Raw genomic sequence first — 15,743 nt, 5'->3', positions numbered from 1 at the left:
AGTTCACCTTGTTTGACCGCCATCTGATCCCCGTGATCCGCAGCCCCCTCACCCAGCTTGCCAAGCCGCTCTGCCGTGCCGGGGTCAGTGCCAATCAGGTGAGCCTCACCGGCTTTGCCATCGGCATGCTGGCGCTACCGCTGCTGGCCTTTGGCTGCTATCAGTGGGCACTCGTGGCCATCCTGCTCAACCGCTTGCTGGACGGACTGGACGGCGCCGTGGCGCGGGAAACCGGCATCACCGACTGCGGCGGCTTTCTCGACATCACGCTGGATTTCATCTTCTACGCTGCCGTGGTACTGGGCTTTGCCCTCGCAGCCCCCGCCAACGCACTGCCCGCCGCCACCCTGCTGTTTGCCTTTATGGGCACAGGGTCGAGCTTTCTGGCGTTTGCCATCATGGCAGGCAAGCGGGGGATCGAAAATCCGGTCTATCACCACAAGTCCCTCTACTATCTGGGTGGCCTCACCGAGGGGAGCGAGACCATCGCTCTCTTTGTGCTGATGTGCCTGTGGCCCGCCGCCTTCGCCCCGCTCGCCTACGGCTTTGCCCTGCTCTGCCTCATCACCACCCTGACCCGGCTCTGGAGCGGTTATCACACCCTACGTCACACCCCGCGCTGACCCCTCGCTGAACATTGCAGCCCTCACCGGAGGGCTAATCCATCGCTCGATGAATTGACGGCCAATAAGGCACACGGAACACTTGCACGCGGATGACAATGTTTTACCATGACGGCACTTTTTTCAGTCTCTTTGAGAACCCTATGCGTCGCCTTGCCTCTCTTCTCACTCTGTCGTTATTCCCCCTGCTCGGTGGCTGCAGCAGCGCCCCGGCCCCCAAGCCCGTGGTCATCCCCCAGCCCAACAGCGCCTTTATCAATCAGGCGCCCTCGAGCAAACCTGTTTACACACAAGGGGTTAGCAAAGGGGATTTCGCCAATCGCTCCAATGTGGACAGATTCGTCCAGAAGATGGTCGAGAAGCACGGTTTTGATAACGCACAACTGCATCAGGTGCTGGCACAGGCAGAGCGTTACGACTGGATCATCCGCCTGATGGATGCCCAGGCACCGACTACCGCCAAGCCCACCGGCCCGACCGGTGCCTGGAACCGCTATCGCGCCAAGTTCATCACCCCCGACAACGTGCAAAACGGCGTCAACTTCTGGCGTGAATACGCGAGCGAGCTGAATCGGGCAGAACAGATCTATGGGGTACCGCCGGAGATCATCGTCGGCATTATCGGGGTCGAGACCCGCTGGGGCCGGGTGATGGGCAAGACCCGGATTCTGGATGCGCTGGCCACCCTGGCGTTTGATTATCCGCGCCGCGCCGAGTTCTTCACCAGCGAGCTGGAAGCCTTCCTGGTGATGACCCGCGACGAGGGGATGGATCCTGCAGAGCCCAAGGGCTCCTACGCCGGTGCCATGGGTTATGGCCAGTTTATGCCCTCCAGCTTCCAGCGCTATGCGGTGGACTTTGACGGCAACGGCCACACCAACCTATGGGATCCGGTGGATGCCATAGGCAGCGTCGCCAACTACTTCAAGGCCCACGGCTGGGAGAAAGGCCAACCGGTGGCGGTGCGCGGCCAGGGCCAACTGCCCGGCTATGAGCATGGCTTCCAGACCCGCTACCCGGTCGCCACCCTGCGCAGCGCCGGTTTGACGCCCACCAGCAACCTGGGCAATCACAGCGAGTCGAGCTTGCTGCGCCTCGATGTGGGCACCGGCTACCAATACTGGTACGGCCTGCCCAACTTCTACACCATCACCCGCTACAACCACAGCACCCACTACGCCATGGCGGTGTGGCAGCTGGGTCTGGCAGTCAAAGCGGCACGCTAGCAACACAATGAGGCGCCATGGCGCCTCATATCAACAAACGGGAGGCAGGATCTGCTGGCTATAAACCAGTCGTTCCTGCCTCCCGTGTTCTATTGTGGTTCACCATTTATGGTTCACCGTTTGTGGTTCAGCATGGTTGCGCACCGATGTGGCAACTCATCTATCACTGCTCTGGCAAGTTAAGATCCAGCTTGGCGGCAGGTTGCGCCGATTGCTGATTTTCAGCCTGCGCCGCAGCCAGGGCACGCTTGAGGGCCCGACGTTTTTGCACCACCACAAATCCGACCCCACCCAGTATGACGGCCAATAACACCCCGCCACCGGCCAGCACCCAGACTAACCAGCTTATACCTTGCTGTTTTGGTACTTCATCAGTCGCTGCCGCACTGGAGGCCACTGGTGCTACCACCACAGGCTCAGGAGGTGGTGGCGGCGGAAAGATGTTGAAGGTTTTGGCCGGTAAGGTGATTTTCAGCTCACGACCCTGCAGGGTGGTGCCATAGAGGGTGGCATTCACCACATGTTGCCCGACCGCGGTGATCATGGAGAGATCAATGTCCAATTTGGGATCAATGGCCATCTCGCTAAAAGCGTAATCCCCCCCCACATTGCTGGTCACACGGCCTTTAACCACCACAGAGGCAGGATCTAGTTCATCGCGATCAATCAGCAGTGAAAGTTTGGCCCCCAACTCTTCTGAAGGCGGCGCCAGGCTGTAGGCAAACGGAGAGGGATAGAGCAGGATGTCCTGATAACGGGCCCGCACGAACACCTGATTACCGGTGCTGAACATGGCGCGGTACTTGCCGCCGGGAATATCCTGCAGGCTCACTTCCGCGGTCATGATGCCGTCGCCCGGCACTTCGTCGAGCCCCTTGCCATCATCGCGATAGTGGCCAAGTACCTCATCCAGCACCACCCTTTGCTGGCTGGCATCGCTGAAGGATTGCAGCTTGACGGTCATCCCCAGATCAGAGAGGTAATATTTATCCTTTGGCGGCTGACCATTAATCAACAGCCATGACTTGAGCTTGATCAGCTCCCCCTGATAGAGCTGCATCGGTAGCGCCGCGATATCGAGCCGGATATCGGAGAGGATGCGCACCCGGTTATCGGGGTCGACCTCGCCAATGGCCTGCCAAGGTCCCGGCATAGGATTGCGCAGGGTAATAAGGTCATGTTCAGGGAGTGCCAGCCAGCCGACCTCATCGGGTTTGACCTTGCCGACATAGAGCTTGCTACCATCGGGCCGCACCAGGATCACCGAGGGAGTTTGTGGCTTGCGCTTGACGATAAAGGTGATCTCCTTCACCCCGTAATCAATACGAAAACGGTTATCCAGCAACGGAATATCGGAGGGTGCAAACACCTCAGTCTCGGTCGCTGTTGCGCCCAACGAGGCTAACAGCAGCAGGCAGCCCCACCACTTGCTCACTCGCGCCACAGGCAACTACCTCCTTTTTTCTGCACCAAATCGAGTCGGGCCTCGTGCAGTGTCAGATCCTCGGCAGTGGCGCGCACAATGTTGAGCGCGGGACGGTTGCTCTCCAGCCGCCGAATACTGGTGTCCTGATTGTTTTCATTTTCGCTGTTTTCGCTCGCCAGATTCAGCTTGGTCTGGCCACCGGTCATCAGCAGATAAACATCCGCCAGGATCTCCGCATCGAGCAAAGCCCCGTGCAAGGTCCGGTGAGAGTTGTCTATGCCGTAGCGATCGCACAGCACATCCAGGTTGTTACGCTTGCCGGGAAAGATATCCCGGGCCATCGCCAGGGTATCTGTGATGCTGCAGATATCTGCCGTCTTGAAGTCGAGTCCGAGCTTGCTGAACTCATAATCCATAAAGCTGACGTCAAACGGCGCGTTGTGAGCGATAAGCTCAGCGCCACGAATAAACTCGATGAAGTCATCAGCGATCTGTCTGAAGGGAGGCTTGTCCGCCAGATACGCATCCGTAATGCCGTGAACCTGGATAGCTTCCGGGTCAACCAGCCGATCCGGCTTGATATAGACGTGGTAGTGATTACCGGTCAGCTTGCGGTTGATAACCTCCACACAGCCGATTTCGATGATGCGGTGACCCATATAGATAGGGCCGCCACTGGTGTTCATACCCGTGGTTTCAGTATCCAGGATGATCTGGCGATTCAGTTGGGGTGTGTTCATGATCCAATCTATGTCAAACTTCGGTTTTACTCGCTAGTTTACCCCAAGCCTCATGCTAAAACAGATTGATTGCTCATGTTAAAACACATTGATGTCTATACCGATGGCTCCTGCCTCGGTAATCCCGGCCCGGGTGGTTACGGCGCCGTCATGGTCTACGGTACCCATCGTAAAGAAATTTCCGCAGGCTTTACCCTGACCACCAATAACCGGATGGAGCTGATGGCCGCCATCATGGGCCTGCGCACCCTCAACGAACCGTGCAAGGTACGTCTCACCACCGACAGCCAGTATGTGCGCCAGGGGATCACCCAGTGGATCATCGGCTGGAAGAAAAAAGGGTGGATCACCGCCAGCCGTCAGCCGGTCAAAAATGTCGATCTCTGGAAGGAGCTGGATGCGGAAGTGGCTCGCCATCAGATCGAATGGCTCTGGGTGAAAGGCCACTCGGGTCACCCCGAAAACGAGCGCTGTGACGAACTGGCCCGTGACGCCGCCTGCGGCAAGGATCTGGCCGAGGATACCGGCTACCAGCCCTGACGTGCCATTCCCGGTGTGGCAAGCGACTTTGGCAACTGCCAGCGCCGCCGCACTGGGAGCAATGGAAAGCGCCGTTTACGGGCCGCGATCACATATACCGAAGCAAACGCCCTGCAATAATCCCGCCCGACACTCTCTCTCCACCAGCTGTGCCAGCTCTGCTTGCCCATGAGCGAGTAACCAAAACGATCATCAAACATCACCTCACAGCCCAATAAATGGAGCCAGTCCGTGACCCGTCCTGGGGTGAACATCCGTGCCGACCAGGGCAGTTTTCGCCGCAAGAACGGCACACAATGACCGATCCCGACCAGACTCAAGGGGTTGTAGCCACTGATGATCAGCCAGCCGTCATCGGTCAGCACCCGTTCGGCTTCACGCAATACCTGATGGGGGTCGGCAGAGAAGTCGAGGCAGTGGGCCAGCAGGCAGGCATCGACGCTGCCGCTACGTACCGGCAGATCCAGCGGATCGCCGTACATATCGAGCAAGCGCCCGCTGGGTGCCACCCCTATTTGATGACGAATGGATGAGCGTTTACAGGAGAGTTCGGCACTCAGGGCGCCAATTTTCAGCAGATGATAACCAAACAGATTGGGACACCAGTTGTCGAGCCGATCTTGGATTTCTGCGGCGACCCAATCCCCCATAGGGAGGGCAGACCAGCTGGTCGGTATCTCGATTTGTTGTTCGGTATGTGCCACCTGCATAATAGAGCTCAACTCGGGGTTTCGAACGCCATCCTGTTATATAAGATACCCTCCCTAAAGAGAAGCAAACTCATGTATACCGTCATCACAGTTCCTGCCTTTAATGACAACTATATCTGGTTGATCCGCCACGAAAATCACTGTCTGGTGGTCGATCCTGGCGAGGCCACGCCGGTGCTGGAGCGGCTCGCCGTGCTGGGGTTGCAACTCGATGCCATTTTGCTGACCCATCATCATCATGATCATGTGGGCGGCGTCACCGAACTGCTCGCCCACTTCCCCCATGCCAGACTCTATGGCCCCAAACTTGACCCCATGCCGGATCACCACGGCCAGTGGCTGGACGACGGCGATCAGATCACCTGGCACGGCCTCGCCCTCGAGGTGCTCCATGTGCCCGGCCACACCCGTGGTCACATCGCCTATTACGGCAATGGCATGCTGTTTTGTGGTGACACCCTCTTCTCGGCAGGGTGCGGGCGCCTTTTTGAAGGGACTGCGGAGCAGATGTACCACTCACTGCAACGACTCGCCGCCCTGCCCGATGAGACCCTCATTTATTGTGCCCACGAATACACCCTCTCCAACCTGCGGTTTGCCTATGCGGTCGAACCGGGCAACCCGGCGATCCAGCGTCAGATCGGTCTGATCAGCAAACTGCGCCAGCAAGGGCTGCCAAGCCTGCCGACCCGACTGGCAGACGAGCGCACTTTCAACGTTTTTCTGCGCTGCGAGCAGGATTCGGTAAAATTTTCTGCTGAAAAACATGGGCTAAAATGCGTGGAAAATCCGGTAGATACCTTCACCATACTGCGCCAGTGGAAGGACGTTTTTTGAACAAACCTTGATCAGAGGGGCATTGCCCCTTATGATGCCCGCTGTTTTTCCTAAAAATGACCGGAGCGAGATGAAGGTACGAACGGCCTTATTGGCGGCGCTGTTGCTCAGCGGCTGCCAAAACCTGAGCCATCAGGATGACCGGGCGCTAACGGCAATCGAGTCGATCAAGTCCCCACAAGTCAACAAAAAAGCGCACAAAAAGCACGCTTCCGGTTTTCTGTTTGGCGATGAACAGCTAGACGAAATGGAAGATACCGACAATCTGTGGGTACGTATCAGCAATGACATGCAGCTTGATACCCCAGAGAATGATCGCGTGCGCCAACAACGTGCATTGCTGTTGCGTAATGATATGCATCTGGCGACCATTGCCAGCCGGGCTGAACCCTACCTCTATTTGATGGTGGCGGAGATTGAACGGCGTGAGCTGCCAATGGAGCTTATTACTGTCCCGATGATCGAGAGCATGTTTGATCCCCATGCCCGATCCCGCAGCAATGCGGTGGGTCTGTGGCAGTTTGTGCCCGCCACGGGCAAGAACTTCGGTCTGCGCCATGACAACTGGTATGACGGTCGCCGCGATGTGATGGCCTCGACCAATGCGGCGCTCGACTATCTGGAGTACCTCAACCGCTTCTTTGATGGCGACTGGCTGCAAACCCTGGCCGCCTACAATGCCGGTGAAGGTCGGGTGCGCAACGCCATTCAACGTAACCAGCGCGCCGGTCGGCCGACCGATTACTGGTCGCTGGACCTGCCCCGCGAAACCCGGATGTATGTCCCCAAGATCCTGGCCATGGCGGACATGATCAGCAATGCCGACAAGTACAACGTCCAATTGCCGGTACTCGCCAACCAGCCGCAGCTGCGGGTGGTAGATACCGGTAGCCGGATCGATCTGAACGTGGCGGCGCAACTGGCGGGCCTGCGCACCTCACAGCTCAAGGAGGTCAATCCGGCCTTGAGCCGTGGCGTGATGTCCCCCCGTGGCCCTTACCGTCTGCTGGTACCGGTAGAGTATGCCGATACCCTGGAGCTGGCGCTGGCCGATCTGCCCCAAAGTGAGCGCACTCGCCCCACCACGGGCTCTGGCTCCTATCTGGTCACCAGTGGCGACACCCTGTCACGGATCGCCCAGAATCACGGCGTCAGCGTCAGTGAACTGAAACTGGCCAACAATCTGCGCAGCAATAACCTGCGTCGTGGTCAGCGACTGGAGATCCCGGGCAACGGTCGGGTCAGCAGCAAAGCCACCCTCGCCAGCAAGCCTCAGCAGCTTGCCAGCCGTGGCAGCAGCCAAAACAAGATCAACTATAAAGTCCGCTCAGGTGACAACCTGTGGAGCATCAGCCAGACCCATGGCGTCTCCCATAGCGAACTGGCCAAGTGGAACGGTCTGAATGCCAAATCGGCACTCAAGCCGGGCATGAAGTTGGTGGTCTATACCAAGCCAGGCAAGAAGAGCGGTAAGTCGATGGTGTATCAGGTACGCCGCGGTGACTCTGTCTCCTCCATCGCAGCCCGCTTCCAGGTTGCCATCAACGATGTGATGCGCTGGAACCAGCTGGATAAAGGGGAGTACCTCAAGCCCGGTCAGGAGCTGACCCTGTTTGTGAAGAACAACAGCTAAGCGCAACCGCTTGAACCCGATACAAAACGGGGCCAGTCAAACGACTGGCCCCGTTTTTTTATTCCTGCGGCAAACCGCTGTGTCTCAGTCGCCAACCCAAACGGTGGCTTGGCGCTGCCTGCGAACGCCTCACCGCTCTTCTGGCAAAGAGCTCAAGCGCTATTCCCAGAGCCTTGTTGGCACCACCAGCAGCACGGTGCGCTGGCCGACCGCCACGTTGGCATTGGGAAAGACAACGGCTTCTCGCGGCTGCTCGACCGTGTAGCGCAGCTCGCCATCCTCGGCCAACACAAACCCTTGGGGAAATTCGGTGAAGTTGTCCACATCGCTGGCAAACAGGAAGCGAAAGTCCGCCGATTTTTTAGTGATCACCCGATCGATGACAAACAGGGTGAAATCCTCTGCCCGCCAGGGCTCCAGCACCACTTCATCCTGACTCACCAGCTCTTGCAGCGCCTGCCGGGTTTCGATAAAGCGGGTCATGTCGTTCTCGCCAAACGGCCGTACCTTGCCCAGCTCCACCGTGAAGGCATGAGCACCATGCTGACGGGAGCTGTAGTAGCTGAAGGTAGTGGTAGGGGCATTAGACAGCAATAGGGTACGCACCCCGCAGGCGCCGAGGAACTGCACCTGCTCGCGGCAGTGAGGCCGCTCGTGGGGGAAGGGGTAGACGGCGAACTTCTCGTGGCGAGAGCCGCGAATGGCGGTGTGCAGATCGTAGTGATAGCGGGGCCGGGCCGGATCGGCAAAGAAGCGGCTCACATACTGCTCGAGGCGCATGGCGCGGATCCGCTCCCGATTGCAGAGCCCCTCCCCCTTGCTGTGAGCGCCAGAGAAGAGCCGATTCATGTTCTCTTCTACCTCCCGCAGCCCCAGGTTCATCGCCGCCGGATTGCCAAACAGGAACAGCACCCGATGGCGGGCGCTCAGCTCGCCACAGAGCAGACGGCTCAGCAGCTGATTACAGATCTCGATGGGAGCGGTCTCGTTGCCGTGAATGCCGCAGGAGAGCACGATATCCTTGCGCCCGCCCGGCAATTCGCCTGCGCCTTTGGCAGGCTCCAGACAGAGCACCCCCGTATCCCAGACGCTGACCCGCGCGCCGTCGGGCAGGGCAAATTCAAAGGGCTCAAGCTGCCACTCATTGCTGCGGGTCAGGGCCAAAAAATCGTGCTGGGGAATCATCCGTCTCACCCTCTTGCTCTGGATCACTATGGCCGGATTATACGCAAGGCGTCGCGGCTTAAAATCGTTTTTTAAACAAATTCAAACATTAACGATACATCCGTGATAACAATCGAACAACGGCAGCAATGAAAATAGCGATGTGAAATAAAGAGGAGAGGAAACAGGATCAACAAACAACAGGGGGAAAACGGGAGGAGATAAAACAGACTATTGCCAGCCCGATGGCAGGGCGCCACAGGGGGCAGAACAGCAAACGAGTCAGCAGAAAAACAAGGCATCCATGCCCGGCTGATCAACCACGCCAGAACGGCTTGGTGGTCTCTTGATAACGGTCAGCTTCGTTCAGGCCGATGTCTTTGAGCAGGTACTCGGGCAACTCGGAGAGCTGGCGACGGCTGCGGCTACGCTCCAGCCAGGTCAGAACGGCCATTTTCACCCGAGCAACCAGATTCAATTGGCTGGACTGCTGGTAACCGGTTTCGGTATAAGTCATGTTGGCCATGTTGTGGCTCCTCTGGATTATGTTTGCGCACTGGGCTTAATTTGATGCGCAAAGCTTAGTCAGGGAGAACATCCGACTCAATTGACGAATTTTGATACATTACATTAGTAAAACTAATGGCATAAATCTGACTGATACGATTTTAATCATTTGATTTATAACGAGTAATTAAATCACCATTCGGCCATCCACTGCCCACAGCATATTGTGCTGCATGGCACCACCTTACATATGCAATTTACCGCGCTGCCTATGCACTCGCCAATATGCCCCCAAGCGCTGGCAACCCCACCATTACATTCGGTTGTTAATCAGGAGATCTTTTGGTGATCTCTATTTAACACAATGATACATAAAATAAACTCCAGTTCATTCACTCACATCCTGCTGCACAGCAACCTGTAAACGAGCCCCTTGGCGCGCAACCGACACAATGATATGGTTATTTATACAGTAGTTTAGTCGCCCGCCCTGACGCCATAGCTTATGCCGTCAACGGCGGATGAAACCACAGGATCATCGATGGATACCTTTACCCCGACCGCGGCCCTGCGCCAACAGATGGCAGCCATTGAAGCCTCCCTGCACCAGCTGACTGACCTGCTCGGCCAGCTCGCGCTGCAAGAGGCCCATGTCTACCCCCTTCCCCCGGTGCCGCAAGGGGAAGAGCACGACCCGATCGCGCAGATTGAGGTGGGTTACCTCAACGGTGAAGCGGCGCTGGCGGCCACCCTCGCAGCCTATCGGGATCATAGTGCCCGCCCCGGCTGCTCAACCAAGGCGACTCACCGGCTGCCCGGCTGGCTGCGCTTTCCTGCCGCCGCCGCCCCCTTGCTGCAACCGCTGATCGACCAAATCAACCAGCACAAGCTCGATTTCAAGACTCTGGTACAGCAGGCGGGCGGACGGGACGAGAAGTTCGATCTGGTGCACACCGCCCTGCCCGGGGTCATCACCTTGCAGGTCTATCGCAAGCTGACCCTGCTGGCCGGGGAGCTGCAATCCCTCGGCTTTACCTGGGCCGACAAGCAGACCATCAATCGCCTCAGTCGCGAGCAGGTGCTGGAGATGCTGGAGCGCAGCCGCCGCTACATACCGGCCCTCTCCAATAACGAGGAGTGGAGCAAGATGGTGGATCAGGAGGTGTATGACATTCGCCGCCTGCCCGCCGATGCCGAGTTGCGGATCCGTCGCCCGGTCAAAACCCACCCGATGATCAACCTGCTCTGGCTGGAGCGCACCCCGCGCAAACAGCAGATCAAGGCGAGCCTGCCGCTGCTGCTCTGCTCGGATACCCCGCCCGCAGTCACCCATCTGGGCAACTATCCCCCCAAGAGCCGACAGGCGCGGCGGGATCGCAAAATTGGCGGCGAGCCCATCATCGAGCGGCTGCACCTCTATCTCTATCAGGGGTAACTGGATCAGGGATCACTGGGCCGCCTTGCCGCGATAAACGGCACATCCCACATCAGCATCCCAAACGAGAAAGGGGAGAACATCTTTGGATGTTCTCCCCTTTTCTGTATGGATAGCGGTGTGGAAGGCGGTAAAGCCAATCAGCCCATCAACAAGGCCCGCAGGCTCTCTACGTCTAACCCGCGCACCTCCGACTGGCCGCTCAGCAGCCCATCGGCCAGCGCGCGCTTCTCGTCGTGCAGGGCGACGATCTTCTCCTCCACCGTCTGCTCACACACTAGCCGGTACACGGTCACCGGCTGGGTCTGTCCCATCCGGTGGGCCCGATCGCTCGCCTGATCTTCCACCGCCGGGTTCCACCAGGGATCGAGGTGCAACACGGTATCGGCCTGAGTCAGGTTAAGACCCGTGCCCCCCGCCTTGAGGCTGATCAGGAACAGCGGCACCGCTTCATGGCGAAAACGCAGGATGGACTCCTGGCGGGATTTGGCCGAGCAGGCGCCATCCAGATAGCAGTAATCCCACGATTTCTGCTCGATACGGGCCCGCAGCAGGCTCAGCAGATCGACAAACTGGCTGAACACCAATACCCGATGACCGTTATCGATGGCCTCTTCCAGCAGCGCCATCGCCTCGTCCAGCTTGCTGCTGGTTTGCGACCACTCGGGCATCACCAGCTCGGGCGAGCAGCAGAGACGGCGCAGCCGAGTCAGGCCGCTCAGCACATGCATCAGGGCGCGGCCATCGGCACTTTGCACCTGCTGCACCACCTCGCGCCGGGTCGCTTCGTAGAGCTGACGCTCTTCGGGGGAGAGGCTGATGTGGTGGATGATCTCGGTCTTGTCTGGCAGCTCGGTCAGCACCTGCTGCTTGAGACGGCGCAGGATGAAGGGGCTGATCACCGCCCGCAGCAGCGCCATGTGCTGGGGATCCTTGACCGCCTTGCCAAAGCGGCGCTTGAACTCGCCGAGGCTGCCGAGCAGCCCCGGGTTGATAAAGGTAAACAGGCTCCACAGCTCCCCCAGATGGTTCTCGATAGGGGTGCCGGAGAGGGCGAGGCGAAAATCACCGTCGAGCTGGAACAGCAGCTTGGCGCGCTGGGTACCGGCATTTTTGATCTGCTGCGCCTCATCGAGCACCATGCTCGACCAGCGGCGGGATTTGAGTGCCTCCGCCAGACTGCCGAGCATGCCGTAGTTGATGAGGATCAACTGACCGGCCTTGGCCTCGCGAATGATCGCCTCGCGCCCGGACGCATGTTCAAACACCACCACCTCCAGTTCGGGGGCGAAGCGAGCCACCTCCTCCTGCCAGTTGGTGACCACTGACTTGGGCACCACCACCAGCGCCGGGCCCAAGTGCTGGCGCATCCGCAGTACGATCAGCGCCTGCAGTGTCTTGCCCAGACCCATGTCATCGGCCAGACAGGCGCCAAAACCGTGATGGGCCAGGGTCGCCAGCCAGCGCACCCCATCCTTCTGGTAGTCTCGCAGGGCGGTGAGCAGCTCGTCCGGGCACGCGACCTCCTGCTGCCACTCCTGCTGCAGGGATTGCCACGCGGTATCCCCTTCGGTGGTGATGACCGAGAGCAGGCGCGTGAGCGGATAAGCCAGCTTGTTGTTGATCCGCTGCTCTTCATCGAGCATGGCCCCCAACATGGTGAGCCGCTCCACCAGCTTGTCGCTCAGCATCAGGCTGGTCTTCTCGTCGAGCTGAACGGTGCGCTGGCCCGGGGTCATCTGGCGCAAGATAAGGCGCAGGTCGAGGATCTGATGCTCATCGAGCGCCAGCGCCCCTTCGACCTGGAACCAGTCCTGGCGCCGCTCGATGCGCAGGCTCAGGGCCGCTTCATCAAGGCTCTTGAGGCGGGCGCTGTCCTGATGCCAGTGAATGACCACACCGGCATCCACCAGCTCGGGCAGGGCATTGACCAGCGCCAGCGCCTGCTCCCCTTGCAGCAACCACTCGCTGCCGGGCAGGCCGATGGGCAATTGATTACGCAGCAACTGGGCCTGCACCTTCTCGGCCGCGAGATCCCGCAGCCAGTAGTGATAGGCCTTGATCCCCTGCCGCACGATGGGCTCCCCCTTGCCAAGGGGCTGGGGCGGCAACTCGTCAAAGCGGGTGACCAGCTTGACCGAGAGCTGGCCATCCTGCCAATCCAGTTGCACCGAAGGAATACCCGGCCAGGGGGCCAGTTCGGCATTGCCGCTAAGCCCCGCAACCTGGCTGTGCCAAGGGAGTTCAGCAATACCATCCAGGGTGCGTTGCAGCTCGGCGAGCCCTTCGGCGGGCAGCAGCGGGATAGATTCGAGCGCAGGCAGCCGGTCGAGCAGCGCCTGCGGGGTGAGGATCAACTGCCACAAGTCTTGCGCCAGCGGCACTATATGGGCCCCGCGCGCCGCGGCATCCGGACAGAGCACCGCACTCATTCCCTGCTCGGTGGCGACCACCTGCAGCAGGGGCGCACTGATGGCAAGCTGCAGTTTTTGTCCCTTGGCATTGAACAACCGCGGATGATCGGCCAGCGGTGGCCAGACATCCCGTGGCAACTGCCCCATCACCCGTGGCAGGGTGCGCACCAGCGCCCAGTCGTACTCATCGAGCATGGCGGCATATTGGGTGGAGAGCAGCGCCGGATCGACCCGACGACCCGCAGTCCACTCCCCCTTGGTACTCAGCTTCTGGATCTTGCACTCCAGCTCCGGGCCCTCGGCATGGAGCAGCCACACCAGCCGCTCCTGGGGCTTGCGCACCCCGCTGGAGCGACCCAACCCCTGCAACCAGTTGAGCCAGCTGGCAGAGGCCGCACTGTTATCTTCGTCGGCCTCCTCTTCTTGCTCATCAGCTTGACTATCTGCCGAGCCATGGCTGCTGCGCAGCTGGCAAAGCGGCGCCCCTTTGGCCCCCTCCCCCAGCAAAATACGCAGCAGATCCTGACAAAACGCCATCAGGCGATGATGGGGCTCGGCATCGAGCAGATGGGTAAGATCCCACTTGTGCAGCATCGCCACTTGCGGACTCTGGGCACCGTGACGGGCCAGCGCGCAGAGATCGAGCCAGAGATAACCCCAGTGGAGCTCCTCCACCGGCAGTTGCAGGGTATCGAACAGACCGACCGCCTGACCGTGACGATCGCCCGCCCACTGGCTGAGCAGATCAGAGAGCAGCGGGAACTGGCCAGTCAGGCTGCGCTGCCACTTCTTGCGCTGTTCGCTGGCAATGACCGGATCGGCCTGCTGCAACCAGCCAAGCCAGAGCAGGGCGCTGAATGAACGGGGCCACTGCCCTGCATTACCTTCATCACTGCCCTGCCACTGCCCCAGCGCCGTCAGCAAGTGCTCATCGAGCGGACCACTCTGGCTCTGCTGGGCCAACGCCTGCAGCGCAGGCCAGCGGGTGGCGGCATCCTTGTTACTATCCAGCTCACCATCACCGCAAAGCCAGTGCCACTCTGCCTCACACTCTTTGGCTCGGGCTTGTACCTCGGGAGTACAGCGCACCAGGGCATTGGCCAGCGGCCAGCGCTCTTCATACGGGGCATCGAGCAGCAGTTGCAGCGAGAAGTGCTCCAGCAGCAGTTGCTGCCAGGCGGGGCTGGAGCCTGCCAACAGTTGGTGTGCATCCGGCGTATCGAGCAGGGTCAGCAGATCGCTGGCGGAAAAATAGGTCGGTATCTCCCCCGCCTTGCCGCGACATAGCTCGCGCACCACCGCATGGGTGAGGTCCTGCCCGGTCAACGAGGGCACCCGGCTCCAGTCCGGTGCTGGGCAGAGTCCGGCACGCACCCCGAGGATCAAGGCCAGGGCGCCTTCGGCAGTCAAGCTCCACTGCTGCTCTCCGCGCAATCTCACCAACCCGGCCTCTTGCAGCGAAGTCAGTTTATCGATCAGCGCATGGCCAACCGCCAGTTGATCTTGCAGCAAACGGGTACTGGCGACGCGCTGCAATTGCAGGGTGCTGAGCAGGGCATAACTATCCGAAGAGAGGGTGGACGCAGACATCAAGACTCACGGGCAGGTGCAAAAGCGGAATTTTAACGGTAAAGCGTCAGCGGCTCGACCCTTAACTGCGAAATAACTCAAAAAAAAACGGCCATCCGTGATGACCGTCGAAAGTAACGAAGGAAATAGCCGGATTGTCCGGTACTTCCCACAGCGGGAAAATCGAGGGCGTGAGCCCCAAATTCGTGCCGTCATGCTAGAGCTTGACGACGGAAAAAGCTATGAAGCAGATCACAGTTGAAAAGGATTTCTGAAAGCGCTTTCAATTTTTGAACGATAACTGGCCGACCTTGGGTAAATGGATACTGCAGCAGGGGCTGACATTACGACCTTCGCATTGCGAATGCGAATGCGACCTCTTATCAGCTGAATTGAGGTGCATTGCTATGCCCCGAGCTTAATAAACTGCGTCTCATCAAGGCACTGGAAGCCAAGCTGCTGACCGGTGAGCTGGATGGCCAACGCCAACAGTGCATCACTGTCCAGCACGGCAGGTTTCATCTGTGAAGCCGATACTTTGGGCAGCCTGGCCATGTCTATATCGCCCTCTCTTGTGCAGGGGATGGCAGCGGCCATGATGGCATTCCGTTAGCCTTGGTTCATGGCCTAACTGGAACCCATGTGGCAAAATAACGGCCAATTATGCACCCCGCTTGCCGTGTACCAGCCCCTGCTGGTAACAAGCGGTTTCATGGCTGCGCCAGATCGTTCACTCCAAGAGAATTCGTTTAGATGGCTATTGCTCCTGTCAAAACCACAGCCCCCAAAAAATCGCCCGCCAATAAAGGCTTTGAAGAGACCCTCTGACGCCAACCAGGTGCGTGGCAGCATTGAATAATCGGAATACAAGTACATGGTGCGTTCATTTTTTAGTTTTTCCTAGGGACTGTCGTCATAA

The 15,743-nt window shown here is 59.0% G+C and carries 13 protein-coding genes; 6 read left to right on the top strand and 7 right to left on the bottom strand.

Features of this window, described 5'->3' with window-relative positions:
- The first annotated feature begins 8 nt into the window (after nucleotides 1-8).
- Both CF137_RS16520 and mltB read left to right on the top strand, forming a co-directional pair.
- Nucleotides 9-623, top strand: a complete 615-nt coding sequence (locus CF137_RS16520; RefSeq protein WP_139720405.1) for a CDP-alcohol phosphatidyltransferase family protein — start codon at nucleotides 9-11, stop codon at nucleotides 621-623.
- A 143-nt stretch (nucleotides 624-766) separates the two neighbouring features.
- Nucleotides 767-1,849, top strand: coding sequence for a lytic murein transglycosylase B (mltB, locus tag CF137_RS16515; RefSeq protein WP_139720402.1), 1,083 nt, complete (start codon nucleotides 767-769; stop codon nucleotides 1,847-1,849).
- Nucleotides 1,850-2,012: 163 nt separating this feature from the next.
- Here the strand turns inward: mltB and CF137_RS16510 are convergent, their stop codons facing one another.
- Nucleotides 2,013-3,284, bottom strand: a complete 1,272-nt coding sequence (locus tag CF137_RS16510) for a TIGR03503 family protein (protein ID WP_162515970.1) — start codon at nucleotides 3,282-3,284, stop codon at nucleotides 2,013-2,015.
- Nucleotides 3,281-4,015: a DNA polymerase III subunit epsilon gene (gene dnaQ, locus CF137_RS16505; protein WP_139720398.1), complete on the bottom strand. Its 735-nt coding sequence runs from the start codon at nucleotides 4,013-4,015 to the stop codon at nucleotides 3,281-3,283. The genes CF137_RS16510 and dnaQ overlap by 4 nt, the downstream gene beginning before the upstream one ends.
- Before the next feature lie 75 nt (nucleotides 4,016-4,090).
- Here dnaQ and rnhA point away from each other — a divergent pair, with 75 nt between their 5' ends.
- Nucleotides 4,091-4,555: a ribonuclease HI gene (rnhA, locus tag CF137_RS16500; protein ID WP_042021226.1), complete on the top strand. Its 465-nt coding sequence runs from the start codon at nucleotides 4,091-4,093 to the stop codon at nucleotides 4,553-4,555.
- Here the strand turns inward: rnhA and CF137_RS16495 are convergent.
- The gene (locus tag CF137_RS16495) at nucleotides 4,543-5,265 is read right to left on the bottom strand and encodes a methyltransferase domain-containing protein (RefSeq protein WP_162515966.1); all 723 of its coding nucleotides are present in this window, start codon (nucleotides 5,263-5,265) and stop codon (nucleotides 4,543-4,545) included. The genes rnhA and CF137_RS16495 overlap by 13 nt on opposite strands.
- A gap of 72 nt (nucleotides 5,266-5,337) precedes the next feature.
- On the opposite strand from CF137_RS16495, the gene gloB reads away from it, so the two are divergent.
- Together gloB and CF137_RS16485 are read left to right on the top strand one after the other, a co-directional pair.
- Nucleotides 5,338-6,102 (top strand): hydroxyacylglutathione hydrolase, encoded by a 765-nt coding sequence (gene gloB / locus CF137_RS16490; protein ID WP_139720395.1) that lies wholly within the window; start codon nucleotides 5,338-5,340, stop codon nucleotides 6,100-6,102.
- Nucleotides 6,103-6,172: 70 nt separating this feature from the next.
- Nucleotides 6,173-7,735: a lytic transglycosylase gene (locus CF137_RS16485; protein WP_139720393.1), complete on the top strand. Its 1,563-nt coding sequence runs from the start codon at nucleotides 6,173-6,175 to the stop codon at nucleotides 7,733-7,735.
- A 159-nt stretch (nucleotides 7,736-7,894) separates the two neighbouring features.
- Here the strand turns inward: CF137_RS16485 and astE are convergent, their stop codons facing one another.
- Together astE and CF137_RS16475 are read right to left on the bottom strand one after the other, a co-directional pair.
- Nucleotides 7,895-8,920: a succinylglutamate desuccinylase gene (astE, locus tag CF137_RS16480; RefSeq protein ID WP_139720391.1), complete on the bottom strand. Its 1,026-nt coding sequence runs from the start codon at nucleotides 8,918-8,920 to the stop codon at nucleotides 7,895-7,897.
- A 295-nt stretch (nucleotides 8,921-9,215) separates the two neighbouring features.
- Nucleotides 9,216-9,425: a DUF1127 domain-containing protein gene (locus CF137_RS16475; RefSeq protein WP_042021218.1), complete on the bottom strand. Its 210-nt coding sequence runs from the start codon at nucleotides 9,423-9,425 to the stop codon at nucleotides 9,216-9,218.
- Between the two features lie 522 nt (nucleotides 9,426-9,947).
- Between CF137_RS16475 and CF137_RS16470 the strand changes: the two genes are divergently transcribed.
- Nucleotides 9,948-10,841 carry a DNA replication terminus site-binding protein gene (locus tag CF137_RS16470; protein WP_139720389.1) on the top strand — a complete coding sequence of 298 codons (894 nt, stop codon included), beginning with the start codon at nucleotides 9,948-9,950 and terminating at the stop codon, nucleotides 10,839-10,841.
- A gap of 140 nt (nucleotides 10,842-10,981) precedes the next feature.
- Here the strand turns inward: CF137_RS16470 and CF137_RS16465 are convergent, their stop codons facing one another.
- Nucleotides 10,982-14,845: a DEAD/DEAH box helicase gene (locus CF137_RS16465; protein ID WP_139720387.1), complete on the bottom strand. Its 3,864-nt coding sequence runs from the start codon at nucleotides 14,843-14,845 to the stop codon at nucleotides 10,982-10,984.
- 384 nt (nucleotides 14,846-15,229) lie between these two features.
- Nucleotides 15,230-15,421 carry a hypothetical protein gene (locus CF137_RS21990; protein ID WP_162515965.1) on the bottom strand — a complete coding sequence of 64 codons (192 nt, stop codon included), beginning with the start codon at nucleotides 15,419-15,421 and terminating at the stop codon, nucleotides 15,230-15,232.
- Nucleotides 15,422-15,743: the final 322 nt, after the last annotated feature.

This window comes from Aeromonas sobria (assembly GCF_006243315.1).
In the GTDB taxonomy this organism is placed as follows: Bacteria; Pseudomonadota; Gammaproteobacteria; order Enterobacterales; family Aeromonadaceae; genus Aeromonas; species Aeromonas sobria_A.
This window is presented reverse-complemented; position numbering and strand designations above follow the sequence as displayed.